This window comes from Candidatus Nitrohelix vancouverensis, assembly GCA_015698305.1.
GTDB lineage: Bacteria > Nitrospinota > Nitrospinia > Nitrospinales > VA-1 > Nitrohelix > Nitrohelix vancouverensis.
This window is the reverse complement of the sequence record CP048620.1, coordinates 597,569-621,738: the sequence shown is the minus strand read 5'-3', so window position 1 is coordinate 621,738 and position 24,170 is coordinate 597,569. Positions and strand designations below refer to the sequence as shown.

25 protein-coding genes are annotated in these 24,170 nt (G+C 54.1%); 10 read left to right on the top strand and 15 right to left on the bottom strand.

All coding sequences use genetic code 11. From position 1 onward, the window contains the following. Positions 1-227 precede the first annotated feature (227 nt). From G3M78_03020 to G3M78_03005, 4 genes are all read left to right on the top strand, one after another. Positions 228-1,517, top strand: coding sequence for a hypothetical protein (locus G3M78_03020; protein ID QPJ64423.1), 1,290 nt, complete (start codon positions 228-230; stop codon positions 1,515-1,517). A 259-nt stretch (positions 1,518-1,776) separates the two neighbouring features. Next, positions 1,777-2,451 (top strand): winged helix-turn-helix transcriptional regulator, encoded by a 675-nt coding sequence (locus G3M78_03015; protein QPJ64422.1) that lies wholly within the window; start codon positions 1,777-1,779, stop codon positions 2,449-2,451. Between the two features lie 129 nt (positions 2,452-2,580). Next, positions 2,581-3,060, top strand: a complete 480-nt coding sequence (locus G3M78_03010; GenBank protein QPJ64421.1) for a cytochrome P460 family protein — start codon at positions 2,581-2,583, stop codon at positions 3,058-3,060. A gap of 91 nt (positions 3,061-3,151) precedes the next feature. After that, positions 3,152-3,385 (top strand): thioredoxin family protein, encoded by a 234-nt coding sequence (locus tag G3M78_03005; protein QPJ64420.1) that lies wholly within the window; start codon positions 3,152-3,154, stop codon positions 3,383-3,385. 77 nt (positions 3,386-3,462) lie between these two features. Here G3M78_03005 and aroE read toward each other — a convergent pair whose 3' ends face one another. The 6 genes from aroE to G3M78_02975 form a co-directional block, all read right to left on the bottom strand. Beyond that, positions 3,463-4,944 carry a shikimate dehydrogenase gene (gene aroE / locus G3M78_03000; protein QPJ64419.1) on the bottom strand — a complete coding sequence of 494 codons (1,482 nt, stop codon included), beginning with the start codon at positions 4,942-4,944 and terminating at the stop codon, positions 3,463-3,465. A 262-nt stretch (positions 4,945-5,206) separates the two neighbouring features. After that, positions 5,207-5,497, bottom strand: a complete 291-nt coding sequence (locus G3M78_02995) for a hypothetical protein (protein QPJ64418.1) — start codon at positions 5,495-5,497, stop codon at positions 5,207-5,209. Positions 5,498-5,509: 12 nt separating this feature from the next. Next, positions 5,510-5,950, bottom strand: coding sequence for a flagellar protein FlgN (locus G3M78_02990; GenBank protein ID QPJ64417.1), 441 nt, complete (start codon positions 5,948-5,950; stop codon positions 5,510-5,512). Between the two features lie 3 nt (positions 5,951-5,953). Further along, on the bottom strand, positions 5,954-7,795 hold the full coding sequence (gene fliD, locus G3M78_02985; GenBank protein ID QPJ64416.1) for a flagellar filament capping protein FliD: 1,842 nt from the start codon (positions 7,793-7,795) through the stop codon (positions 5,954-5,956). Between the two features lie 376 nt (positions 7,796-8,171). Beyond that, positions 8,172-8,903: a hypothetical protein gene (locus G3M78_02980; protein ID QPJ64415.1), complete on the bottom strand. Its 732-nt coding sequence runs from the start codon at positions 8,901-8,903 to the stop codon at positions 8,172-8,174. Between the two features lie 328 nt (positions 8,904-9,231). Beyond that, entirely contained in the window at positions 9,232-9,852 is a 621-nt protein-coding gene (locus G3M78_02975; protein QPJ64414.1) for a hypothetical protein, read from the bottom strand. 125 nt (positions 9,853-9,977) lie between these two features. On the opposite strand from G3M78_02975, the gene G3M78_02970 reads away from it, so the two are divergent. Next, the gene (locus G3M78_02970) at positions 9,978-10,826 is read left to right on the top strand and encodes a flagellin FliC (GenBank protein QPJ64413.1); all 849 of its coding nucleotides are present in this window, start codon (positions 9,978-9,980) and stop codon (positions 10,824-10,826) included. 79 nt (positions 10,827-10,905) lie between these two features. After that, positions 10,906-11,109, top strand: a complete 204-nt coding sequence (locus G3M78_02965) for a hypothetical protein (GenBank protein ID QPJ64412.1) — start codon at positions 10,906-10,908, stop codon at positions 11,107-11,109. A 126-nt stretch (positions 11,110-11,235) separates the two neighbouring features. Here G3M78_02965 and G3M78_02960 read toward each other — a convergent pair whose 3' ends face one another. The 6 genes from G3M78_02960 to rpmH all read right to left on the bottom strand — a co-directional run bounded on the left by G3M78_02960 (position 11,236) and on the right by rpmH (position 16,378). Next, positions 11,236-12,303: a sigma-54-dependent Fis family transcriptional regulator gene (locus G3M78_02960; protein QPJ64411.1), complete on the bottom strand. Its 1,068-nt coding sequence runs from the start codon at positions 12,301-12,303 to the stop codon at positions 11,236-11,238. A gap of 138 nt (positions 12,304-12,441) precedes the next feature. Next, a complete protein-coding gene (gene mnmE / locus G3M78_02955) occupies positions 12,442-13,806 on the bottom strand; it encodes a tRNA uridine-5-carboxymethylaminomethyl(34) synthesis GTPase MnmE (protein QPJ64410.1) in 1,365 nt (454 codons plus the stop codon). A gap of 65 nt (positions 13,807-13,871) precedes the next feature. Further along, the gene (gene yidC / locus G3M78_02950; protein QPJ64409.1) at positions 13,872-15,482 is read right to left on the bottom strand and encodes a membrane protein insertase YidC; all 1,611 of its coding nucleotides are present in this window, start codon (positions 15,480-15,482) and stop codon (positions 13,872-13,874) included. Between the two features lie 11 nt (positions 15,483-15,493). After that, positions 15,494-15,709, bottom strand: coding sequence for a membrane protein insertion efficiency factor YidD (gene yidD, locus G3M78_02945; GenBank protein QPJ64408.1), 216 nt, complete (start codon positions 15,707-15,709; stop codon positions 15,494-15,496). 182 nt (positions 15,710-15,891) lie between these two features. After that, the gene (gene rnpA, locus G3M78_02940; GenBank protein ID QPJ64407.1) at positions 15,892-16,236 is read right to left on the bottom strand and encodes a ribonuclease P protein component; all 345 of its coding nucleotides are present in this window, start codon (positions 16,234-16,236) and stop codon (positions 15,892-15,894) included. A 7-nt stretch (positions 16,237-16,243) separates the two neighbouring features. Continuing rightward, complete coding sequence (rpmH, locus tag G3M78_02935; protein ID QPJ64406.1) at positions 16,244-16,378, bottom strand: 50S ribosomal protein L34; 135 nt, start codon at positions 16,376-16,378, stop codon at positions 16,244-16,246. A 327-nt stretch (positions 16,379-16,705) separates the two neighbouring features. Here rpmH and G3M78_02930 point away from each other — a divergent pair, with 327 nt between their 5' ends. Then, positions 16,706-17,722 carry a hypothetical protein gene (locus G3M78_02930; protein QPJ64405.1) on the top strand — a complete coding sequence of 339 codons (1,017 nt, stop codon included), beginning with the start codon at positions 16,706-16,708 and terminating at the stop codon, positions 17,720-17,722. Between the two features lie 146 nt (positions 17,723-17,868). On the opposite strand, the gene G3M78_02925 is transcribed toward G3M78_02930, so the two are convergent. Further along, positions 17,869-19,101 carry a tyrosine--tRNA ligase gene (locus G3M78_02925; protein QPJ64404.1) on the bottom strand — a complete coding sequence of 411 codons (1,233 nt, stop codon included), beginning with the start codon at positions 19,099-19,101 and terminating at the stop codon, positions 17,869-17,871. 148 nt (positions 19,102-19,249) lie between these two features. Here G3M78_02925 and G3M78_02920 point away from each other — a divergent pair, with 148 nt between their 5' ends. The 3 genes from G3M78_02920 to G3M78_02910 are packed head-to-tail and all read left to right on the top strand — an operon-like array spanning position 19,250 to position 22,343. Then, on the top strand, positions 19,250-19,642 hold the full coding sequence (locus G3M78_02920) for a hypothetical protein (GenBank protein ID QPJ64403.1): 393 nt from the start codon (positions 19,250-19,252) through the stop codon (positions 19,640-19,642). 31 nt (positions 19,643-19,673) lie between these two features. Beyond that, on the top strand, positions 19,674-21,203 hold the full coding sequence (gene hutH / locus G3M78_02915; GenBank protein QPJ64402.1) for a histidine ammonia-lyase: 1,530 nt from the start codon (positions 19,674-19,676) through the stop codon (positions 21,201-21,203). 12 nt (positions 21,204-21,215) lie between these two features. Continuing rightward, positions 21,216-22,343, top strand: coding sequence for a hypothetical protein (locus G3M78_02910; GenBank protein ID QPJ64401.1), 1,128 nt, complete (start codon positions 21,216-21,218; stop codon positions 22,341-22,343). Positions 22,344-22,366: 23 nt separating this feature from the next. On the opposite strand, the gene G3M78_02905 is transcribed toward G3M78_02910, so the two are convergent. Together G3M78_02905 and G3M78_02900 are read right to left on the bottom strand one after the other, a co-directional pair. After that, positions 22,367-22,705, bottom strand: coding sequence for a rhodanese (locus G3M78_02905; GenBank protein ID QPJ64400.1), 339 nt, complete (start codon positions 22,703-22,705; stop codon positions 22,367-22,369). Between the two features lies 1 nt (position 22,706). Then, positions 22,707-24,155 carry a DASS family sodium-coupled anion symporter gene (locus tag G3M78_02900; protein ID QPJ64399.1) on the bottom strand — a complete coding sequence of 483 codons (1,449 nt, stop codon included), beginning with the start codon at positions 24,153-24,155 and terminating at the stop codon, positions 22,707-22,709. Positions 24,156-24,170: the final 15 nt, after the last annotated feature.

Below are 24,170 nucleotides of genomic sequence, written 5' to 3'. Positions count from 1 at the left end.
GTCCTTTAAAAAATCCCCGTCAAGTTTATTTGCCCCTTAAATTTTTGCCCCTTTCAGGGCCGTAACTCTTTTAAGTGAAAATATTTAAGATTTTACGGCACTTTAGGCTGAAAACGATTTGGCGAATATAATATAAAATGATAAAAATGAGGCATAAAGTTTTTCTTCATTGATTGAGCCCGTCGGGCCTTCAACGCTAAAATCAAGATTTTCAGGTCTCTACGGTCATGCACTTTGCTCACAATCGCCCTGAAATTGACAAATGCATTGTCAGTTTCAGCCACAACCGATATCCCTCGCGCGAGGAAGCCAACCAGTCCAGCATCAGCAAAGCGCAACGCGAAATCGCTCAGGGTAAAAGCGGCGTCAGCCATCTGATCTTGCGCGCCTGCGACGATTCCATCGACCAGCTGAAATTCCTGTTTCTGGTTCAGGGCATCCCGATCATGTGCTACGCGATGGCCAATCTACTGTATTCCTCGTTGAAGGAAGTGGTGGTGGTGGGGTCGGAAGAGGTGGAGACGGTGCTGGAGACTTATCTGCGGGTTTGCGGCGACGGCGGCAAATCGGTGCAGTTTGTGCGCGAAGACCCGGATAACCTGAGTATCCTCAAAACCCTGGCGCTGGGCAAGGGGCGTTTGCGTCTGGACCCGGACGAAGTGGTGCTGTTTCAGCCCGGCGATTTGCCTTTCCTTTATGATCTGGAAAAGGTCCTGCATGATGAGGATCTGGTGAAGCACAACCTGATTCTCTGGCTCAATGCGAGAGAAGCCATGTTCCCGGAATACCAGGCCAACCCGGCGAGTGAGTTCGTGAAACGCAATTATCATTATCGGGGGCTTTATAAGAAGGGGACCGAATTGCACGATCTCAAGGAACCCAATATCTACCCGATCAACCTAACGCGGGTCGAGCTGGACATCGTCGAGTACCTGCATCAGGCGCGTAAAGACGGTAATATTCTGCGCGCCGGAATCAAGAAAGCGCTGACCTTTCCCCTGCGATCTTTGAAGATTGCCTCGCATTTAATGTATCACCTGAGACATTTTGGTAATGATTTGCGTAAAATCCGACCGGATGATGATTACAAGTTCGGAGCGCATGACGCCAATTTTCATTCTGGCGCCTCGACGCTCCTGAACACGCCTTTCACGACCAAATTGCATAACGATCCTTCTTTTGTTTCCGATGTCGATGCGCTGGAAGACTGGGAGGATTTTGAAGATTTGATCCACTACGCCAAGGAAAAGGAAGGCGGCGATGCGGGTTTGAGTCGCATTCACCCGCAAGGCGATTTGCTGACCCGCTTTCGCGACGAGGCGATGCCGGAGTTGAAGCTCAAACTTCCCATCTACGCTGACTTCCCGTCTTACGTCAATGGAATCTATAACGACCTGCAAATGGGCTACGTCCCCTTCGACGCCAGCGGATGCTACACGCGCCGACCCGGCGGAGAACGCGAGATCGCCAACGCCTATAACTGGTACCGCGCCAAATGCGAGGCTGTCAAACCCTGAACGTTTTCTTATAGAGATCGAGGCTTTGAGCGTGCTTCGTTCGCCAGTCTGCAAGCGCGGACCTCTCTTGGAAAAATCCTGAACGTTTTCTAATAGAGACCGAAACGCTGAACGAGCTTCGTTTGCCTTATCCGCCCCCATCCCCTGTGAATAAGCGCGCCTGCCTTCACATCTGATAATAAATTTTTTTTATGAAATCTGTTGACAGATTTGCTCGCCCCTTGTTAATATTTAGGAGTCCTAACTAATTGAGGCGGATATGAAATCTATCGAATTGTCGGAAGAGGGGCGCGGGCTAGCCCGAAAGATCATCACCGGGTTGTCCAAAATCGGCGTGGCTCTGAAGAGCAACGCCTGGAAGAAAGCCAGCGAGGAAGGGCTGACGCCCACTCAGGGGCAGATTCTGGTTTTGCTGAACTCGCAGGCGGGTAAGGGAATGCGCTTGCAGGAGATTTCTAAAAATCTGGGCGTGACTTCAGCGACCACCAGCGATTCGGTGGAATCTCTGGTCGAGAAAAAACTGGTCGTTAAACAGCGTTCGGCAAAAGACGCGCGGAGTCTGGAAATCTCCCTGACTGCGAAAGGAAAGAAAAGCGCGCAAAAAACGGCGGACTGGCCGGACTTGTTCATCGGAGCGGTCGGCGCCCTGGATGAAAACGAACAAAGCGTGTTCCTGCGCGGATTGATCAAAATGATCCGCAACCTTCAGGATACGGGGCAGGTGTCCGTGGCTCGTATGTGCGTGACCTGCGAGTTTTTCAAGCCTAATGTCCACGGCGGCGAGGCGAAACCGCATCATTGCGCCTTTGTCGATGCGCCGCTGGCTGAAATGGACCTGAGGCTGGATTGCGAAGATCACAAGACGGCGTCGGCGGAAGTCAACGCGCTGGTCTGGGAAGCATTTTTAACAGGGAGCGCGGTGGACGATTATTGACAGGTTTTTGAGAAGAACGTCAGGGGCTGGCTGGCGCGAATGGATGGTATCCAGCTTTTTAAAACAAAGCGATTCGCCGGGAATCGGCGGACCGCAATTATCAAACAACCAGGAATTGGAGAAACAACAGTGAAGTTGAAAAAATGTTTGAAAACAGCGCTGGCGCTGGCCGCGCTGAGTCTATCTGCAACCTCGGTCATGGCGGAATCGGCAAAAGTACCGTTTCCGACCGAGCATCGAAGCTGGGAGCATGTGCGCTCCACGGTGATTCATGACAAGGCGAACCCTCTGTTCGGTTTCTTGTCCACCTACGCCAACGACTCGGCGCTGGAGGCCAACAAGAAGGGCGGGGAGTATCCCGAAGGCAGTTATTTTGTCGGCATCTTCCATGACGTTGTCGATCAGGGCGGCATCATGACTCAAGGCGACCGCTTGAAATACGTGGTCATGTACAAGAACAAGGCGTTCAAAGAAACCGGCGGCTGGGGGTTTCAGGCCTTCGATCCAACGGGCAAGCAGGCGTTGATCAAAGATCCAAAAACCGGATGCTACCAATGTCACACCCAGGTGGAATCGAGCGGTTACGTGTTTTCAAAGTTTTCAAAATAGCCGTTCAAGGCAATCAAATTTTCTAATTGCGTCTGGCGAATGAACGTCTGGCGCAACACGCGGTACAACTTAAACTTTAAGGAGATTCAAAATGACGAAAGCAGTTTTCTATCATGCAGGATGCCCGGTATGCGTGGAAGCGGAAGAACGGTTTGCAACAGCGCTGAATCCCTCGGATTACGATGTGGAAGTGGTTCACCTCGGCAATGAAAAAGCGCGCATTGCGGAAGCGGAAACGGCGGGCGTGAAATCAGTTCCCGCATTGGTGATCGGCGGACAGCCGTTTCACATCAACTTCGGCGCATCCCTCGGCGATCTGAAGTAAAGGTGGGATTTGGGTGATACGTTCCGCGGCCACGGACGATCACTCCAGGCGCATTCAGGCAAAGACTCTCTAAGGCCTTAGGGAGTCTTGTCCTGTAACTGATCCATTAAGGCTTCGCGCATCGCCTCGAACGGGGCGCTCTCTCCCGTCCACAATTCAAACTGCGCCGCCGCCTGATTGAGGAACATCTCAGCGCCGGTCACCGTCTTGCAACCGGCTTCCTTCGCATCGCGCAGGAGTCGCGTCTCCAATGGATTGTAAACCGTATCGAAAACTATGATTTTGTCATTCAGTTTGCGCGCCGAAACTGGAGAAGTCTCTACATCAGGCGTCATGCCCACAGGCGAGCAGTTGATCAGAATATCCGTCGCATCGTTCAACGCGGCGCGAATCGGAATGGCCTTGCCGCCGAGTTCATTGGCGAGTTTTTCGGCGCGGTCCTGATTGGCGTTGAAGGTCACGGTGACGCTGGCCCCGCGTCGCACCGCTTCGTGACCGATGGCTTTTGCGGCGCCGCCCGCGCCGATGATGAGGATGCGCTTGCCGGACACGTCGGTTAATTTTTCAAGCGCCTGCAAAGCGCCGACGCCGTCGGTGTTGGCTCCGATCCATTGATCGTCTTTCTTGTACAGAGTATTGAGCGCGCCGGTGGGCCTGGCCGCGTCTTCCATTGCAGAGACCAGAGGGACCATGTTTTCCTTGAAGGGCATGGTGACGCTCAATCCTTGAATGCGATCCTTAAATCCTTCGAAAAATTTCTCGGCGTTGTCCGCCAGAAGAGGAACGTAGATCGCGGAGCGATTCGTTTCCTTGAAGGCCCGGTTATGAATCCAGGGACCCATGCTTTTCGAGACGGGGTTGCCGAGAACGCCGTAAAGTTCGACCGGTTCCTTGAGACTGCCGATTCGATAAACGTCGCGCAGACGCGATGCGGTGATCTGCCCCGGCGCGCTTTCCTTGCCCCGGTCGAGCGAGCCAAAGGTCAGGTATCCGCCGAGCAGGGTGGATAGAATGCGGCTGATTTCTCCCTTTTCGCCCATGCACAGGCCGATGAATTTTTGCCCTTCCTTGCGCGCCCGTTCGACGAGGCGGAACATCTGCAAATTATCGTTGAGGTCCTGGGCGTAGGTGACGATCTTTAGGATATTGTCGCCGGGAAGTTCGCGCATGATTTCATACAGCCCTTCGAGTCGGTCCGGCGTTTTGGTGAAATCGTGATAGGAGACGATGACCTGCGTGTTTTTACGCTCGCCCTCGATGATGGATTGCAACAGTTCGCGCGGCGTTGAAACCTCGACGTCGACATAGTCCGCGCCCGCGTCAATCGCTTCGCGCAGGCGCTGGATGCGGCTGGCGTCGTCTCCGCGATACTCCCCGCCCTCCAGTTTGGTGCGGTTGGTGACAATGCAGGGTTTGGTTGCGGCTGAAAGCAGGGCCGGGATGTCGGCGTCCTTTATCATATCAATGCGTAGCTCGAACAGGTCGGCGAGTTCGGCGGCTTTGTCCAAATCCGCCAGCGCCTGGTTCATGTCCAGTCCGGTGATGGGTATGCAAATCATGGAAATCCGTTGATAGAAAGTTCGTTGAAATTGAAATCCACTGAATTTAACCCGTCAAAAGGGGAGATGCAAACTTAATGCGTTGGCAAGCGCTGAGAGTGAAGCGCTGACTGAGAAGGAGCGTAAAGAATGAAAATGCGGCGCCTAAAGAAAATGAGAAATATTCAGAAGCCTTAGGACTGAAAAGCAGGTTGGGAAAAGTCAAAGGCTGTTAGCCTTTTCCAAGAGCGGAACAAAAGAACATTGGAAATATTCAGAAGCCTTAGGATTGAAAAGCAGGTTGGGAAAAGTCAAACGGTTTGAAACCTTCATCTTTTTTCTCAGCAGTTTCTGTGGCTGGCGCGTTTTGCGGCGGCATGGGGAGCGGTCCGTTGACAGGATTGGGGGCGACCGGGCCTTTTTCGAGCAATTCACGCGCTTTGGCGGAAATTTTTACCGTATCCACCTGTCCCTGCACGGTTTTGACTTTGACCTTTTTGTTCAATTCGCCATAGCGTTCCTGTATCTGGTAGCTTTTGAACACTCGCGGCAATGGCGTGATCGAAAGAGTCATGATTCAGCTCGATTAGATATTCTTGGAAATTTTAGGTTTCACACGACTGGGCAGGGAATAGCCTTTGAGGCCGATCTTGCCCTTTTTCACCCCGGTCATTTTGGACCCGGTTCTTGATTGCAAAGATTGGAGCAATTTGTCACAGGTTTCTTCTTTAGCGAGAATGCTCTTCAGCGTTGCGCTCAATTTGTCTCTTAGCGCTCGGGTTTTTTCCTCGAGAAAGTCCAGTTGGGCCGGCGAGAACTGTTGCGTCCATTGGGCCAGCTGACGGTCCTGTTCGCGAAGCGTCTGCAGCGCTTCGTCTTTTTCATCGATGATTTTGAAGACGAGACGTTCGTCTTCGTTGCGAATCGCGCGTTCCTGCTCGTCGAGCCTCTGGTCGATCAGGGCGTATAATTTCAACTCCTCTTTGAGAGTCGCGACAATTTTCTTAGCCGTTTCTTTTGCGTCCATGCGTTAAGCCACCGTTATCAGGTTTTGTACGTTGCTTCCCAAAACCAGGTTTTCAGAAATTTTCTTGAACTCGCGGCCCAGAAAATTGGGCGAGCGCGTGCCAATGTCGATGCGCGTCGATTTGATATCGAGATCGCCGACATTCGCTTCGAGAATGTTTTGCAAATTCCGCTCCAGGGTCGGCAGGATTCCGGTCTCCTCGTTCAAAAACAGGTCGATCACTTCATCGGTGTTGACGACAAGAGCGCGTTTGAGTTCCGGTCCGTCTATTTTGAACGTATCGTCCTGCAGGGTCTGGATGCCGAAGCTCGTCAAGCGATTGAGCAGGGCCTCCGGCGCGTTCCGGGTCAGAGACAGTCCGCGCTGGATCGAATCGAGTGTGGAGGAGATGGCGATCTCCTGCGCCTTTGTTTTGTCCTGATTTTGTATGCTGATGCCGATTTTATTGAGGTTCTCGACAGTCTGTTGCAGGGCGTCGAAGTTGGCGTTGGCCTGTTGTTTCTTGCGAGTCGGTTTCAGGGCGTCGCCGGTCAGGTCGTTGCGGATATTCTGGAAATCAAAATCCTTTCCAAATTCAGAGGACAGGGTGAGGATTTCGTTGAGTTTCTCCACCGATTCATTGAAGGCCTCGGCAAAACTTTCGATCTGGTTGAAGGCCTGTTCGACCTGGAGCAAAACGCTGAGCAGGACGGAGTCGCTGGACGAACGCTTGACCGTGACTTCGGTTCCCTGCGTCAGTTCTGAAAAGATATTCGTCGCATTGGAGACCGTTTTGCCATTCACCTGAATCTGCGCGGTGCGCGGCGTCTGGATCAGGTTCGCAGGCGGGTTGTCGTCGCTGAACTGGCGTTCCTGCTGGATTGGATTGCCCTTGGAGTCCAGCTCGAAAAAACCCAGCGAGAGGAGGATGCCGTCGTCGTCTTGCAGACCGATGGATTGATTGCCGCCGGCGAAACTGGTGAGAACCAGTCGGCTGTTGATGACGTTGGCGACGACCTTGTTGTTCAGACTGCCGCCGTCAATCAATCCATTATCGTTGAGATCTTCATCGGGATCGAGAACGCCGTTGCCGTTGATGTCTTCAATGTTGAAACGTCCGCTCCCGCCTTCGCTGAAGGGAACATGGATGATGTCTATCGAACCGTTTTCGTTCAGGTCTTCGGGACCGTCGAGGCGGCCATTCTTGTTGAGGTCTTCGCCAAAATTGATTTTATCGCGAATCTCGAAAACAGAATCTGTGGAGACGACGTCGATTTTGTGACCGTTGATGAGGAATGAACCGGTCAGGCCCAGCGCCGCCAGCGAGTCCTGTTTGTCGGAGAACAAGACATTGTCTGCCGCCAGTCTCAAAGGAGCGACGGAAAGCTGGTCGCCGGGGACCGCGTTGCGGCTTGCGCTCAGCTCCACCCGTTCGGAGCGCGATGACGATCCCTTGCGCGTGTTGAGGCTTTCATCTTTGAGCAGGGTCGATACCGAGGCGGATAAATCCTCCAGCGAATTGCGCAGGCTGAGCAGGCGATTCTGTTGCAGATCGCCGAATCGGGTGGATTGTTTCAGGGCGATGACGAGAGGCGATTTTGTGGCCTGAACGTTTTGATTGAGCAGGCGGATGGCGTCGACGACGCGAAAGGCGGCGATGGGGCCGGAGGCTTCCAGCGCCGGGACATTGCGGGTATTGAGGCTGAATCCGTTGAACAGCAGGCGGTCCGATCCGGGCGCGCCTTCGCCGCGAACTTCGGGCAACTGCGCTCGACTCCTGTTTTCCGCCGCTTTGTTGGTCGAAAGCGGCGGGGAGTTCTGAACTCCGCTAAAACGTAACGCTCCTTCAATGCCGTTGCTGGCCATGGATCGTCAACTGCCTCAGAAAATCCCCGAAAAGGTTAAAGTGTTTTTCTTCTCGTGTCGATAAGAAGAAATCTTCGGGAGGCAATTTCCTGACGATACCAAAATTGTATACGTCCGCGCCGCCAGTATTGCAGACGCACGAAGGCCCTTAGAATGCTACAACATTCATTTGACCTCCGGGCAGACCAGCAGGCGAAGCATCAGGGGTATGGGCGAAGCCGCGTTTCAGGGTCGCGGCCCGCGCATATAACCGGTCGTACAGGCTCTCCTCAACCTCCCAAAGTGTCGGTGAGCCGCCGGTTTACTGCTTGACTCCTCTAGCGTGTAACCTTCTGTTGACTTGCCCTTCCGACGCAGTGCCGGTGGGCGCGGCAACCTATATCAGATCGTCGACGTTCTGACCGACTTCCGTCTGGAAGGCGGTCGGCGTCGGTTCCTGTCTTCGTTCGACTCGTTCCTCATTCGCATTGTCATTTCTTTCAGATTCCAGGCTTTCCGCCTGCGCTTCCGCTCGATCCTGAACGGCTACGGTTCGCGCTGATCCCGCTGGATTGCTTCCTGCGGGGCCGGGATCGGTATTCACCGCCTGCGGTTCTCGAGTGGAATCCTGTTGAGATTCAACGCGTTGACTCACCGCATCCGCTGCGCTGGTGCGTTCCGTCCGGTTCTCAGTGATGACCCGGCTTTGTTGCACCGCGGCGTCCACCGGATTTTGCTGAAGCGCCCGTTCCACATCGTTGTCGTCGGGGTCGGGGGCGCCGGTCAGATTCTGAAACGTTAAATTAGGCGGTTCCTGTTCTTGCAATCCACCGGTCGCGCGCGGTTCTGCGTTTGCCTGTGGAGGCTCCGGTCGAGGATTGGGCGACGCCTCGGCGACTTGACCGTTGCGGTTCAGTTCGATAGCGTCCGGGGTGATTTCCACCCGGTCTTCGCTTTGCGAAGCGCGGTTTTGCGCGCGCCCGGTTTCGCGCTCATTGTCTACGATGTCCTTCCGCTCTCTGTCCTGTTCGTTGTCCTGCCGCGCAGATCGATTGATTGCGACGGCGTCCGGCGTTGCAGAAGGTCCAACCTCTGCAGGCGGCGGCGTGAAATTTGTTTCAATTACCATGGCAATGCCTCCCGGTTGTTGGGGTCTTGCTTTGATTTCTCAGGCTTATATTTATTTTAAAATGATTTAAATCAAATTAAAGTTTTATTTATTTTCGCCGATAGACTATTTAGTTAAATCTTGCCCTCCCAGAATCGCAACCCCAAAAAAAATAAATAGTTGAAGAACGATTCGGCAAGGGCCGGAAAATTGGAATACACCCCTGCGTTCTCTTTAACGGTTTCTTTTGGTAAAACTTTAGCTAATTTTACAAAAAATCTGATTTTTTTTAGTTTTGCTGTCGTTTTGTTGTTGAAGACAACGGGAAGGAAGGATAGTGAGCTAAAAATCAATGCATTTGGGAGCCGGGGGTGGGGTTGCGCAATTGCGGGATGAGGGAATGCCATTCCTCATAATAGGGATGGATTTCATATTCGAGCAGGTCGGCGAGCAGGACCCAGTCCTGATTCTGGTTGGCTTCGGCCATTTGCTGGGTCAGATTCTTGAGCTGATCCTGCCGCGCCTTGATGGTGCTTCCATTGATTTCAAAGGATTCCGGGCGTCGATTTTGAGCGGCGACGACGAGCTGAAAAACCTGGGAGAGCCAGTCGATGCCGTCGACAATCTTGATGAAGAATTTATTGGCTTCGAGTTCGTTTTCGCTTCGGAACAATTCTGCGGCGCGTTCGATGCCGGGCAATAATTTATTGAGGTATTCCTCGGCGTTGTCGAGATTGCGCAGGATGGATTCGCTCAAGGTGCTGGTTTCAACTTCCAGCGTCTGGATTTCGGAGACCAGAACGCCGCGCGTTTCTTCGGAATCCGGGAGCATGTCGCGCCCGTTCAGCTTGAGATGAGCGATCAACAAAGGTTGTTCGGAATCGGAAGTTTGAATGTGTTGGAGCACATCGCTCAGCCGTTCGCAAGTTTGCGGAGCGCTGTATTCGGAACCGTTCAAGATGATTTTCATGGGCGTGGTCTCGGTAAACTGCTTGCAATTGAGGTTTCAGCTTTCGTATTCTATAAAGAGTCCTCAATCTTTTCAATAAATTAATCGACAGGCTTGGCGCCTGCGGTTAGACGAAAGGGGGAAAGATGCCTTCCAGCAACTTTGGCGGATTGGATGGAATTTTGAATTCAATCCAGAAAAATCGTTCGGGGATCGGCTCTTCCCTGTCTAAGATCGCCTCGGGGCGTCGTTTGACCAGCGCGGGCGTCGATCCTGCCGCCAATGCTCTTTCGGAACAACTGCGTTCGGAAATTCGATCTCTGACCCAGGCGGTTCAGAACGCTGAAACCGGCGGCAATTTTTTGCGCACCGCGGACAGCGGCCTGGCTTCGGTGGGAGATTTGCTGGCGCGCGGTCGGGAGCTGGCCACGCAGGCGGCGAACGGGACTCTCGACAGTTCTCAGCGCGCGGCGATCGATCAGGAGTTCAATCAGATTCGCGAAGAGATCGACCGCACCGCGCAGTCGCTGGACTTCAACGGACAAAAATTACTGGACGGTTCGCTCAGCGCGGGATCGTCCAATCCGGTGGACATTCAGGTCGGCTCTGGTAGCGGCCCGGAAAACCAGATCAGCGTGAATGTGGTGGAGAACGTCAGTAGCGCGAGTCTTGGCATCGACCAGACCGATTTGTCGACCTCGCAGGGCGCCTTGCAGGCTCTTGACGATATCGATCAGGCCATCGCCGCTGTCACCTCGTCGCGCGGCGAAGTGGGCGCGACCTCCAATCGATTGTCCAGCGCAGGTCGCGGGCTGGAATCGACCATCGAAAATCTGAAGGCGACGGAATCGAATCTGGGCGACACGGATCTGTCCAGCGAGATCAGCAATCTGCAATTATCGCTGACGCGCTTCGAGACCTCGATCCGCGCTTTAACATTGCGAAATCAGATCAACGAGGGCTCTTCCGGCGGCTTGCTGAATACCATCATCTAATTGCATCTTGACCCTGTTGACTTGAAATGATATTAAATGGCTCTTCTAAGAACTGAAATTTCAACCTGGAGAAGGGTCAATGGAAGTCAATACAATCAAAATCGAAATTCGCAAGCACCATGTCACCCCTGGCATCAACGTTCTGGATCTGGTGATCGACGCCGACGGCGAGAAGATCATCAAGCAGACGCAACACAAAGACACCGACCAGTCCTATCAGGCATTCGTCAAGGATGCCATTCGCATCGCGAAAGAATTGGCCGCGGCTAAAATCGAAGGTTGATTGCCGGCTCCCCGTTTTTTGCGCAGGGAAGGATGGATTGAAAAAGTTTTATTGAGATGGCCGGTCTCGCCTGGGACCGGCTGAAACGACGGCAAAAGGCCGCGTCGGAGGGAAATTTTTTAAAGATCAGTCGTCGCGACTGATTTTCATTTTTTTCAGCTTTTCTACCAGGGTGGTTCGGTTCAGCCCGAGGAGGGTCGCCGCCTTGTTTTTCACCCAACCTGTTTTTTCCAGCGCTTCGAGAATGATTTCGCGCTCGAAGTCTTCCACCGTTTGTTTGAGATTGATGCCCTCTTCGGGGATTCCCGAGAAGACCGGGAAGGGAGACGCGCTTTGAAAGGAACGCCGGATCATTTCCGCAGGCGTTTCGTCGTGTTCCGCCTCTTCCAGCGGCGCCCATTTTTCGTGAGGCACGTCGTTCAAAACTTTTTCCGGTAAATCCCGCCGCGTCAGTTTGGTTCCTGATCCCAGCACCACCATGCGTTCGACAAAATTTTGTAACTCACGAATATTGCCCGGCCAGTTGTAATGCTTCAGAATTTCCATCGCTTCCGCTTCAATGCTGGCGAAGGATTTATTCTTGAGTAGATTGAAGTGGTTGAGGAAATGATTGACCAGCAGGGGGATGTCGGTTTTGCGCTCTCTCAGCGGCGGCATGTGAATGGGGATGATGTTGAGGCGATAGAATAAATCCTCGCGGAATTTTCCTTGCTCAATCGCGCTTTCGATATTCACGTTGGTCGCCGCCACCACGCGCACGTCGATGGGAATGGATTTGCTCCCGCCGATGCGGTCGATCTCGCGTTCCGAAAGAACGCGCAGTAGTTTGACTTGCAGAGGCGTCGGCATGTCGCCGATTTCATCGAGAAAGACGGTGCCCTCATGCGCCAGTTCGAGTCGCCCGACCCGCGTCTGCGCGGCGCCGGTGAAGGCGCCCTTTTCGTAGCCGAACAATTCGCTTTCGAGAAGATCGTGCGGAATGGCTCCGCAGTTCACGGCGATGAAGGGTTGTTGTCTGCGTTCGCTGTTGTGGTGGAGCGCGCGCGCAATGAGTTCCTTGCCGGTTCCGCTCTCCCCAAAAATCATCACCGTGCTGTCCGAGTTTGCGGACTTGTCGACCACGTGATAGATTTTCTGGATTTCGGGACTGTCCCCGATGATTTTATAAGGCTGATTTTTGGTCGGTGTGTTCATAATCTGACGATTATTATAGCCATTGACGACTTTGTGTCAATTCTAAAAGTCCAATAAAATGAGATATTTAGAACTTTTCTATATTTATGTTGCTGGCGACTGCGAATAGCTCGTCAATTTGGTGACGCTGGCTGGGAATTATTTTCCGATGCAGAATTGACCGAAAATGAGGTCGAGCAGATCGTCGGAAAAATTTTTGCCGACGATGGCGCCGAGATGGTCGAGAGCGATGTGAACGTCGACGGCGGTGAACTCTTCAGAGAGTTGGTTGCGCACCGATTCCGCCGCGCGTTCCAGCGCTTGAGCGGCAAGCTCCAGTCCCTCCTGATGGCGCTTGCGGGTGATGATGATGGATTCCTTCAACTGCGGAGCGCAGTGATCGTAGATCGCTTGTCGCAACGCGTCCAGCCCCTCTCCGGTGGCGGCGGATAAAAACAGCGGAGCCTTCTTGAGTTCTGTTTGCAATGCCTCTGCGTCCAGTTCCTGTGTCAGATCATTTTTATTGATGAGAAGCAGGCTCTGCTTGCCCGCCACCGTTTGCATGAGCAGGCGGTCGTTATCATCCAGCGCCTGGGAGCCGTCGAAAACGAGCAGGATGAGGTCGGCGTCGGCGAGCGCCGCGCGGGCGCGTTCGATGCCGATTTTTTCTATCTCTTCCGGGTTCTCGCGCAGACCCGCCGAATCGATCAGGTTGACGTGAATATTGTTTATGCGCGCGCGTTCTTCCAGCAGGTCGCGCGTCGTTCCCGAATAGGGCGTGACGATGGCGCGATCTTCCTGAAGGAGGGCGTTGAGCAGACTGGATTTTCCGGCGTTGGGTTTGCCCGCGAGGATCACGCGCGCGCCTTCATGAATGATCTTGCCCTGGTCATAGGTGGCGGCGAGACGATGCAAGCGTTCGATGAGCGCTTCCGCAGATTTTAATATTTCGTCGCTATGCGCCAGCTTGAGATCGTCTTCGGGAAAGTCGATGGCGGCTTCCAGTTGCGAGAGCAATTGCAGGGCGTCCTGAAACAGCTCGTTGAGTTTTTCGGAGAGCGCGCCCTTGAGTTGGGACACGGCGGTTTTGAGGGCTTGATCGGAGGCGGCTGAGATGATGTCGGAGACGGCTTCGGCCTGCGACAGGTCGAGGCGTCCGTTGACAAAGGCGCGACGGGTGAATTCTCCCGGCCCGGCCAGTCGCGCTCCTTTGGCTTGCGCCAGTTCGAGGACTTTGGCGGAGACGAATACGCCGCCGTGTACGGCGAGTTCGACGACGTCTTCGGCGGTATAACTTTTGGGGCCTTGAAAGAAAGTGAAAACAGCTTCGTCGATGCAGGTTCCGTCGGCGTCGCGGATTTCTCCGAAACAGGCGCGGTGCGATTTGACGGCGTCGAGGGATCGTCGGTCGGCGCGATGAAAAAAGGCGCGGGCAATTTCCAAAGAGCGCGGACCGCTGATGCGTATGACCGCCAACCCGCCTTCGCCCGGAGGCGTCGCCAGCGCTACGATGGTGTCTTGCATGGATTCATGATCCCTGATCGGCGAAACAAGTTCGCAATCGTTTTGCCGCCGACTGAGCGCGCGGCTCAGTCTTTGGCGATCTTATAGATGTAAAACTGTTGCGAGATGGTCAGGATGTTGTTGACGGTCCAGTAGATCACCAGTCCGGCCGGGAATGAAAGGAACAGGAAGGTGAAAAGGATCGGCAAAAACATCAGAATTTTTTGTTGCATGGGGTCGCCGATTTGCGGACTCAGCTTCTGCTGGAAGAACATCGTGGCGCCCATCATGATCGGCGTGACGTAGTAAGGATCGGCGACCGAAAGATCTTCGATCCAGAGAATGAAGGGCGCGCCGCGCAATTCGATAGAGAAAAACAATGCGTGGTAGAGACCAATGAACACGGGAATCTGCAAGAGCATGGGCAGACAGCCGCCGAGCGGGTTGACCCGGTGCTTTTTATACAGTTCCAGCAGTTCTTCGTTCATTTTGGAACGGTCGCCCTTGTTGCGTTCCTGAATGACCTTCACATAGGGCTGAATCTTGTGCATCCCCTTCATGGACTTGAAGCTCTTGTGCGTGAGGGGGAAGAACAGCAGTTTGATGATGAGCGTCAGAACGATAATCGCCCAGCCGTAATTATGCAAAATGCCGTAGAAATATTGCAGAACTTTCAGGAGCGGTTTCACGAGGAAGGCGAATTTGTTGCCGAACCAGCCATAGTCGAGAACGCGGATCATGTTATGCCCCGTCGCTTCGAGAATCTGCAGTTCCTTGGTGCCCGCATACAACGCGAAGGTGGCGTGCGCGGCGGATTGCACCGCTTCAAACTCCAGCCCGACGTAAACGTTCTCGCCCTCTTTTTTAACGACGGCGGATTTGGCGCCGCGTTCCGGGATCAGCGCGGCGGCGAAATACTTGTTCTGAAATCCGGTCCAGGAGATGTCGCCTTTAGTGAATGTGATGTCCGGGATTTCGTCCGGCGGACTTTCGATGCGTTCGCCATTGATGAAAGAGGTGGCGCCGGAGAAGACAATGTAATCGGTTTGCGAGTTGGCGGCGCCGCCCAGGCCCGGCCCGAGCAGATTGAAATACTGTAAATTTTCGGCGGCGCGTTGCGGATTGGAAATCGAGGTGTCTATTTCAACGAGATATTTTCCGTAAGTGAACTTGACGATGCGCGTGACCGACAGGCCGGATTCATGTTCGAGCTTGATGGTGATCTGTCCCTGCGGGTTGGCTTCGGAGAGTTCCAGCGTTTCCGGCGTGATTTCGTACTGCGAGTTTCGGAGAATTTCGTTGACGGTTTCATTGTTCGACTCGATGGTCAGCGGCGCTTTGTTGCCTTCGCCGTGGCGGATCAGGTCGACAGGCGTTCCGTCTGTCTCCAGGTATTTATTGAGACGGGCGTTTTTAAGGATGCCGCCCAGGCTGGAAAATTCCAGCGTTGCGATGCCGGTTGAAATGCTGACCAGCTTTTCTTCAACGGGAGGAACGACCGGGCTGTGCGATGTCGCGCCCGAATCGGAGCTTTGGCCGGGCGCGGTTCTGCTTGCCGTTGCGGGAGATGAATTCGAACCGGATTTCTGGGTCGCATCCTGAACCTTCGGCGGCGGTTGCATGGTTGAGATGAACGCTCCCCAGCCGATAAAGACCGCAAGCGATAAAGCAAAGGCTAATAGAACCTGTCTTTCCAAAATAATCTCCGTCAGGGCTTCAGCGGGTCGGAACCGCCTTCATGATAAGGTTGGCATTTCAAAATTCGGATCGCGATCAGATAGAACGCTTTGAAAATATTATGTTGCGTCAGGGCTTGGGCGGCATACTCGGAGCAGGTGGGATGAAACCGGCACCCGGGCGGAAGTAGCGGCGAGACAAACTTTTGATACGTTCTGATCAACAGGATCAAGGGTTGTTTGAACATGATTTTTTTCAAATAACCGTTTCAAATATGGATTTTCTTTAAACGCGTCGGCCAAAAACTGAAGGTTTAGAAAATCCTTTGGTTGCGCCGCCCGAACGAATCACGATCTTGCTTCCGGGTGTGCACAACGACAAGGCGCGAACCTTGTCCGATCCGGAGCGCTTTTTCGTGATGTTCTGGAGTTAAAGGCGTTCGGGTATGGCGTTGGAAATTTTTTGTTCAAGAACAGAGAAAGGCAGGCTCGTTAATTTTTTCCCGGAAATGATGACCAGATCATACGCCAATTCATTCTGGTTTTTGATTTTACGAAAAATTTCCCGGAGGGCGCGTTTGGCTCGGTTGCGCTTAACGGCGTTTCCCACTTTCTTTGACGCGATGATTCCCAGTCGTTTTCTGCCAAGCTGATTGGGGATGAAAAAAAGCGTGCAAATGTTCTCGACCCTTTTTCTTCGGCCCGTATTCATGACAAGCTGGAACTCTTCCCGCTTGGCAAGTCGCTCCGACTTGGTAAAGGAAAAATCACCCATTCTTGACTTAAACGGTCAGTCGTTTCCTGCCTTTTCGTCTGCGGTTGGCAAGCACTTTTCTGCCGCCAAGAGTGGCGCGGCGAGCGCGGAACCCGTGGGTTCGCTTACGTCTGAGATTTCTGGGTTGATAGGTACGTTTCATTTAAAAATCCTCAATGTGATCACAACTATTTATATATAATCAAATTTGAAGCCGATGGCTCCGGTAATTTGCAGTCTACGCGGGATAATCTGACGATTATTCCATTGGGGAGGGTTCCTGTCAAGAAAGAATAACGATTTTTCATTATGGAATCAAGGCGTTAGATATTGATAATTCAGGCGCTGGTCGTCTGCTTCGGTTTTTCTTTCCGGTTTCGGCGCTTATAGGCTATTATTGATATAAGCTATTGTTTTCGTTCTTACTACTGATCATCTTTGAAACGCTCTTCAAGATGACCCTTTCTCCTGAATTGTACGACGAGGCGAAATGAGACTCTCAGTTTTGATTGTTGCGGCCTTTGTTTTCTCTGGGCTTGGCGCCTGTGCGCCGGTTTCGGAGCAAATGTCTGAAAGCCAGCCGCTCGGTTCTCTGGAATTGCTTTCTCCCGATTCAGGCTCCGTGGGCGAAGTTAGCCCGGCTGAGCCGGAGCTGGCGACAGACCGACGCGTTGGCCGAACCATCGAATTGCCCAAACTGAGCATCTCCAAGGATAAAATCGAGCAGGCGGGTTTCATTCAGGATGAAAAGAACTGGGGCGGTTCCATTGTAAAAATACTCAACGGCAACTTGCTGGCGACGGAAAATCAGGTCGTCTACATCAATGAGGGGCTGGACAAGGGCGTGAAAACAGGCGACCAGTTCGATGTCTTCACTCAGGAGCGGGTCATTTATGATCCCTACAACGCGCCTGATGACAGCGAACCGGCAATTGACATTTCAAGTTTTGATTACTGGGGACAAAAACGCAACAGCGAGGGGCGCGAATTGGGACAGGCTTCGGACATGCTGTTTCAGGGTGAGAAGAGAGCGCTCGGCGTGATGGTCAAGATTCTCGGTCAGCTTGAAGTGATTGAAGCGATGGATAACTATTCCCGCGCTTTGATCACGCGCAGTTATGGCGATATTGAGGTGGGCGATCTGATCCAGCCTTACGAAGCAATGAATATCTCTGAAATTGTCGCGGGTTCGGAGCCGAAGAGCATCGAAGGAAATATCGTCGCTTTAAAGGAAGAGCGCACGTCTGCGATCATGGGCGATGTTGTCTTCCTCAACTGCGGAAGCAAGCAGTCTGTTGCAAAAGGCGATTTGTTTGAAGCCTATATCATTCCCACCATCAAGGAACACAACTCTCCGCACGCTGAAACGCTGGCGACCTTCCCGCCTTACGTCGTCGGACGCATGCAGGTGGTCACGGTGCGGAAAAATAATTCCACCGCCGTCGTGACCTATAGCGAAAAGGACATGCCGGTGGGACAGCAGGTCCGCTACCTTCCCAAACCTTAGTTAAGCAGAATTTTCAAGTAGGCTCCCTTGCCAGTCTTAAGCCGGGAAAGTTTACAGCGCGCTCAATCTTTGCTCAGCGTGGCAGAATTTTTAGAAATCGTTTCGGGCTGAACTCGAAAAACAATCTTTATCCCCAAGACTTTCTATCAAGTGGAAACGATCTTTAGAAATCGTTTCTTGCCGACTTTTATCAGATATTCCTTGCCGCCTTCGAGAGACAGGTTGACGTCGGATACCTTGTCGCCGTTGATCGTGACCGCCCCCTGCTGAATCAGGCGACGCGCCGCCGAGGCGCTGTCCGTGAGTTTGAAATCAGACAAGACATTGCTGATCGGCTTCGGTTCGCTTCCCCAGCTGGGCGCTTCGGGGATTTCGTCGGGCAATAATTTCTTTTTGAAGACATTGGCGAATTCAGTCGCGGCGTTTTCTGCGGCCTCGGCGTTGTGGTATTGCGTTACCAGTTCGCGCGCCAGTTGAATTTTTGCATCGCGCGGGTTCAGCGTTCCGCTGGCGGCGTCGGCCTTCATCTTTTCCAGTTCGTCGACGGCAACGCTACTGAGCAGTTCGTAATAGCGCCACATCAGATCGTCGGGGATCGACATGATCTTGCCGAACATCTCGCCGGGGGGCGCCGACACGCCGATGCTGTTGCCGTAGCTCTTGCTCATCTTGCGCACGCCGTCGGTGCCTTCGAGCAGGGGCAGGGTCAGGATATTCTGCGGAATCTGTTCATAGTCGCGTTGCAAATCGCGTCCGACGAGCAGGTTGAATTTCTGATCGGTGCCGCCCAGTTCGATATCCGACTCCAGCGCGACGGAATCATAACCCTGCACCAGCGGGTACAACAGCTCGTGAATGGACACGGGTTGATTGTCGCGCATGCGCTTTTGAAAATCGTCGCGTTCGAGCATGCGCGCGACGGTGTAGCGGGCGGCAAGGTTGACGACGTCGGTGGAAGAAAATGCGTTCATCCATTCGGTGTTGTAGCGTACAATCGTGCGAGCCGGGTCGAGAATTTTGTAGACCTGGTCGAGATAGGTCAGGGCGTTGACCTTGACTTCTTCCGGCGTCAGGCTCTTGCGCGTCTCCGAGCGACCGGTGGGATCGCCGATCATTGCGGTGAAATCTCCGATGAGAAAAATCGTCGCGTGACCGAGGTCCTGAAATTGCTTCATCTTCTGTAGCAGGACGGTGTGACCGAGGTGTAAGTCCGGCGCCGTGGGATCGAAGCCCGCCTTGACTCTCAAGGGGCGGCCTGTTTTAATGGATTTTTTCAGCCGTTCGATCAGGTCTTTTTCGTCAATGATTTCCACCGCTCCGCGGCGGATGACTTTCAACTGTTCTTCGAGCGGAGGCAGGTCGATTTTCTCAGCGGTCATGGATCAAAATTTTCTTTGGTGGATGCGCTTGGGCGTTGTCGGAACAGGCGTTGATTCGTGTTCGGAAACTATCATAGGCGATTGAAAACTGCAAGACGGCTTTTAAAGACGGGGCGGGCGTTATAAATAAAGGAAGGATTGGCAAAGGATGACGGAAAGCGAAATACCCTTGCAAGAGATCGCGCCAGATGGCGCGGATGAGGCGAAACTGAAAAAATACCGCATCGCGGGAATCGGCTTCCTCGTTTTGAACCTCGTCTATATCGTGATCTACATGGTTTACTTGCCGCCGATGTTTTTCGGTTTGTCGGCTTACGCCGCCTTCGCCGCTTATTTTGGGCTGATGGGGACTCTGGCCTGGTTCGTTTTCAAGGGATCGCAGAAACTGACGCAAATTCTCTTCTGGGTCTATGGCGCGCGCATGCTCAGTTCGGCCTTTTTCATTCTGCAGGGCGGAGCCTTTCCGGCGGCGCCCTACGCCTTCCCTTGCGTGGTCCTTGCCTTTTATTTGCTGGGCCGACCGTTATTGAACTGGCGCTGATTATGAACGCGACTGTGTCAGGATTGAAACGATGAGCGTGATTGTTCTCGACGGCGAGAGCCTGACGATTGAAGCGGCGGGTGAATTCCAGAAGCCGTCCACGCGCCTGAGATTCGCATCCGGCGTGCGCGAGCGGGTGAACGCCTCGCGCTCGGTGATCGAGAACGCGGTGCGGAATCGCGAGAAGGTGTACGGGGTCACAACAGGCTTCGGCGCCCTGAGTCAGAAAATCATTCCGGTTGATAAAGCCAGACGTCTACAAAAAAATTTATTGATGAGCCACGCTTCCGGCGTCGGCGCGCCCCTGCCGGATGATACGGCGCGGCTGATTATGGTTCTGATGTTGAACAGCAAGGCCAAGGGCTTTTCCGGTCTGGGCTGGGGGATCATGACCCTGTTGCGCGATCTGGTCAACAAGGACCTGATTCCGCAGGTTCCCGAAAAAGGTTCGGTGGGCGCCAGCGGCGACCTCGCGCCGCTCTCTCATCTCGCTCTGGTTCTCATTGGGCGCGGCAAGGCGCGCCTGCGCGGCGGCAAATGGCTTTCAGGCCGCGCCGCTTTGAAACGCGTCGGTCTGAGTCCGGCGACTCTGGCAGAAGGCGAAGGCCTGGCATTAATCAACGGCTGTCAAGTGATGACCGCCATCGGCGCTCTGACGGCATGGAAGGCGCGAAGGCTGGCGAAGCTCGCCGACCTCTCTGCGTCGATGAGTCTGGAAGTCCTGCTCGGAACCAAGACGCCGCTCGACGCTCGCATTCATGCGATTCGCGCGCACAAGGGGCAGGCGGTTTCGGCGCGCAATATGCGCAAGCTCACGCAGGGCAGTGAAATCATCTCCTCGCATCTGGATTGCGACCGCATTCAGGACGCTTATTCCCTGCGTTGCGCGCCGCAGGTGCATGGCGCGAGCCGCGACGTGTTGAGTCGCGCGGTGGAGACCTTGGAAATCGAAATGAATTCGGCGACGGAGAATCCTCTGGTGTTCCCCGACGGCAGGATTTTGTCCGGCGGCAATTTTCACGGTCAGCCGGTCGCTTTAGCAATGGATTCCTTGACGATGGCGCTGGCGGAATGGGGCAATATCTCCGAGCGTCGCATCGAGCGCATGGTCAACCCGGCCCTGAGCGGTCTGCCTTCTTTTTTGATCGAAGGCGACGGCTTGAACTCCGGCTTTATGGTGGCGCAGTACGCCGCCGCCGCGCTGGTGTCGGAAAACAAAACCTTGTCGCACCCGGCCTGCGTGGATTCCATCCCGACCTCGGCGAACAAGGAAGACCATGTCAGCATGGGAACGATATCGGCGCGCAAGGCGGCGTCGGCGCTGGAGAACACGCAGTTCGTCGTCGCCATTGAATTGTTGTGCGCGGCGCAGGCCCTCGACGTGTTCACCAATCTGAAGCCGGGACGCGGAACGCTGGCGGCCTATCGGCTGATCCGGCGGCATGTGCCGCATCTGGGGCGCGACCGCGAGCTGTCGCCGGATATTGAAACCGTGAAGGTCCTGATCGATTCAGGCGCGATACTGAACGCGGTCGAAAAAGCCTGCGGCGTTCTGGACTGAGCGAGCGATCTATTGAATTCCACTCCAGACAGTTTTGAAATTTTTGTTCCCGCGCCGGAGGGCTTGTCTCTGGTCGACGAAGACGGCGCGAGCTTTGCCGGGCTGGAGGGTTCGACCTTGCCCGAGTTGTCCGAGAGCGTGCGTTTGTTTTTCGATTACCTCGACGGCAAGCTGGCGTTCCCGGATACGCAGGCGGGACGGCAGAATCGCGAATATTTCAATTTGCTCCTGCGCTCGGCCTATCCTGAAATTGTCATCGACCTGGCCGATCTGATTTACGTTCAGCACGAACGCCCCGCGGTTTTTCTGCACTTCGATCATATCAATATCAATTTACGAAAAGACGGCTACAGTCAGGGCCTCGCCGGATTGCAGGAGTTGAACGAGTCGATGGACGGGCTGTTCCGCGCGCTGGCGGATCGGATTCGGAGCGATGAAGCGCTGGCGCACGACGAGGAGCTGGTCGATCTGTTGAGCGAGGGCTATTGCGCCTATCTATGGAAGATCAAAAACTTCCCCTGGGACAATCCGCTGGAAGGCGTCGCCAGTCAGGGTTCCGGGGCGATTGTGGACGTCGCCACCGGTCTGGCGGGTTACAGCATGATCGAAGACTGGCCGACGCAGGCGCCGCGCCTGATCCTGACCGACGCGTCGCCCTTCATCGTGAAAGGTCTTGAACGCTATCTTGCCTTATCGAAAAAGAGCAATGTCGAAATCCGGCAGGTTCTGTTTCCCGCGCAGGAGTGCGAACTGCGCGCGCAAACGGTGTACGCCAACAAGTTCCTGCATCATCTGCAACGGCCCGAACGCCAGGCCTTCCTCAAATGGATTTTTGATCAGATCGAAGCGGGAGGCCAGTTGTCCATCCTCGACACGGACCTGGAATACCAGATTCTCAAGCAGTCAGAGCGATTGAATTATCGTCACCGCTTGATCGGCGGCTACCCGGAAACGCTGGTGGAGATCGAAGCGGGATTCTGTCAGAACCTGGCGAAAGACGTTCAGGCCGCAGGTTTTCAGATCGATCATTTTGATTTCAACGAATACCACGATCAGACCGACGCCTACAGCCAGAAGCCGGGAGATAATCTTTCCCTGAAATTTTTAGGATTTGAAATCACGGCGCGCAAACCCGCCTGAAGCGATTCGCTAAAAATCTGATTTCATCCGCCGGGACGGTAGCGCGGAATGGAAGGGTCGGCGATCTGCGACCAGGCGTCGATGCCGCCGGAGAGATTGGAGACGTTGGGGAATCCCGATTCGATCAGGATCAACGCCGCCCGATACGAGCGTTCGCCGTGATGGCAGTACACGACGATGTTTTCTTCATAGATATATTCCTGCACGCGGTCGGCCACTTCGTTGAGCGGCACATGCTCCGAGCCGGGGATGCTGGCGAGCGAATGTTCCCAGGCCTCGCGCACATCCATCAGGAAGATGTCTTCGCCGCGATCCAGTTGTTCCTTCAGTTCGAGCGGATGAATTGTTTTGGGAGCTTCCATATCAATTAAATCCTATCATGGGCCAGTAAACGAAGAGCAGGACAAAAAACGCCGCCATTCCAATGATGCTCAGGATCAAGCCGGATTTTATCATTTCCCTCAGCGAAATATGCCGCGATGAAAATGCCAGCGCAGACGCAGGCGTCGCGATGGGCAGAATGAACGCGAAATTGCTCGGGATGACGATGGTCATCGTCGCCAGCGCCGGGCTGATGCCGTAAACGTCGCACATGGAAATCGCAGGCGGCAGAAGCGTCGCGATCACGGCGGAGTTGCTCATGAAGGTGGTGAACAGGGTGGACAGGATCGCCAGCACGATGAGGAACACGGCGGTGGATTCGACCGTGCCCGCAAAAATCATTTTCGCCAGCCAGGGCGCGGCCCCGGTGGAAGCCATGATTTCGCCGAGGGCGATGGCGCCGCCGTACATCAGGATGATGGCCCAGTTGACGTGTTCTTCGACCATCTTCCAGTTGATGAAGCTGAATGAGAACAGCGCGACAATGGAAACGATGGCGATATTGGCGATGCCCCAGTCGTCGCCGTAGATGAACCAGGCGAAAATCGTGAGAACCATCACCAGCCCCACGCCTTTTTCATGAAAGCTCAGTTTGCCCAATTCGCGCGAGCGCAGGTGCAGGGCTTCTCTGGCCGGTTGCGTGTCGATAGGCTCCGGCTTGAAAAGGAACATGAGCGTGAACCAGCCCCCCGCCAGCAAAGCGAGCACGAGGGGAAAGCTGAGAGCGGTGTATTGCAGGAAGCCGATGGTGTGTTCGCGTCCGGCGATCTGCTCCAGAATTTCCACCGCCAGCGGAACGCGCGCGCCGCCGAGGGCGGTCATGGCGCCGCCGATGATGCAACCCCAGCCCAGCGCGAGGAACAAGGATTTTGCGAACTGCGATTTGCCCTGCTCCAGTTTCAGGATATTGACGATTTCCATGACCAGCGGAAACAACATGGCGGCCACGGCGTGTTCGGACATGAAGCAGGAACTGATCGCGGCGAACAGGTAAACGCTGGTCGTCAGCTTTCTCGAACTGGCGCCCCATTTATCCAGCACCCACACCGTCAGGCGCGCGCTCAGACCGCAGGCGATCATGGCGGCGGACAGGATGAAGGCGCCGAGAATGAAGAACACCGCCTTGTTGCCAAAGAAGGAATAGACCGTCGAGGCGTCCATGATGCCGAGCAAGGGCGCGGCTCCGATCACCAGCAGGCTGGTGATGGACAGGGGAATCAGATTGGTCGCCCACAGAACCACGCACAGGCCGAACAGGCAGATGGCTTTGTAACCTTCCACGGAAAGATCGGCGGGGCCGTCGAACGACAGAAAAAGAAAAAATATCGCGAAGATGAAGGTGAGGAAAATCCCGCGCCGCATGCGGTCGAGAAAGACGATCCAGAGCGGGCGTTGGTCTATTATGATTTGCGGGGAACCTTCAAACGACATGGCATTGTGTTCGGG

Bases quoted from the DNA above. Each gene is read 5' to 3' on its own strand.
- yidD (QPJ64408.1), bottom strand. From the start codon at position 15,709: ATGTTCAAACAACCCTTGATCCTGTTGATCAGAACGTATCAAAAGTTT.
- G3M78_02970 (QPJ64413.1), top strand. From the start codon at position 9,978: ATGCCTTCCAGCAACTTTGGCGGATTGGATGGAATTTTGAATTCAATC.
- aroE (QPJ64419.1), bottom strand. From the start codon at position 4,944: ATGATTTGCATACCCATCACCGGACTGGACATGAACCAGGCGCTGGCG.
- G3M78_02980 (QPJ64415.1), bottom strand. From the start codon at position 8,903: ATGGTAATTGAAACAAATTTCACGCCGCCGCCTGCAGAGGTTGGACCT.
- G3M78_02965 (QPJ64412.1), top strand. From the start codon at position 10,906: ATGGAAGTCAATACAATCAAAATCGAAATTCGCAAGCACCATGTCACC.
- G3M78_02960 (QPJ64411.1), bottom strand. From the start codon at position 12,303: ATGAACACACCGACCAAAAATCAGCCTTATAAAATCATCGGGGACAGT.
- G3M78_02930 (QPJ64405.1), top strand. From the start codon at position 16,706: ATGAGACTCTCAGTTTTGATTGTTGCGGCCTTTGTTTTCTCTGGGCTT.
- G3M78_03005 (QPJ64420.1), top strand. From the start codon at position 3,152: ATGACGAAAGCAGTTTTCTATCATGCAGGATGCCCGGTATGCGTGGAA.
- G3M78_02905 (QPJ64400.1), bottom strand. From the start codon at position 22,705: ATGGAAGCTCCCAAAACAATTCATCCGCTCGAACTGAAGGAACAACTG.
- rnpA (QPJ64407.1), bottom strand. From the start codon at position 16,236: ATGGGTGATTTTTCCTTTACCAAGTCGGAGCGACTTGCCAAGCGGGAA.
- hutH (QPJ64402.1), top strand. From the start codon at position 19,674: ATGAGCGTGATTGTTCTCGACGGCGAGAGCCTGACGATTGAAGCGGCG.
- G3M78_02990 (QPJ64417.1), bottom strand. From the start codon at position 5,950: ATGGACGCAAAAGAAACGGCTAAGAAAATTGTCGCGACTCTCAAAGAG.
- mnmE (QPJ64410.1), bottom strand. From the start codon at position 13,806: ATGCAAGACACCATCGTAGCGCTGGCGACGCCTCCGGGCGAAGGCGGG.
- G3M78_02975 (QPJ64414.1), bottom strand. From the start codon at position 9,852: ATGAAAATCATCTTGAACGGTTCCGAATACAGCGCTCCGCAAACTTGC.
- G3M78_03015 (QPJ64422.1), top strand. From the start codon at position 1,777: ATGAAATCTATCGAATTGTCGGAAGAGGGGCGCGGGCTAGCCCGAAAG.
- G3M78_02920 (QPJ64403.1), top strand. From the start codon at position 19,250: ATGACGGAAAGCGAAATACCCTTGCAAGAGATCGCGCCAGATGGCGCG.
- G3M78_02995 (QPJ64418.1), bottom strand. From the start codon at position 5,497: ATGACTCTTTCGATCACGCCATTGCCGCGAGTGTTCAAAAGCTACCAG.
- G3M78_02900 (QPJ64399.1), bottom strand. From the start codon at position 24,155: ATGTCGTTTGAAGGTTCCCCGCAAATCATAATAGACCAACGCCCGCTC.
- rpmH (QPJ64406.1), bottom strand. From the start codon at position 16,378: ATGAAACGTACCTATCAACCCAGAAATCTCAGACGTAAGCGAACCCAC.
- fliD (QPJ64416.1), bottom strand. From the start codon at position 7,795: ATGGCCAGCAACGGCATTGAAGGAGCGTTACGTTTTAGCGGAGTTCAG.
- G3M78_03020 (QPJ64423.1), top strand. From the start codon at position 228: ATGCACTTTGCTCACAATCGCCCTGAAATTGACAAATGCATTGTCAGT.
- G3M78_02925 (QPJ64404.1), bottom strand. From the start codon at position 19,101: ATGACCGCTGAGAAAATCGACCTGCCTCCGCTCGAAGAACAGTTGAAA.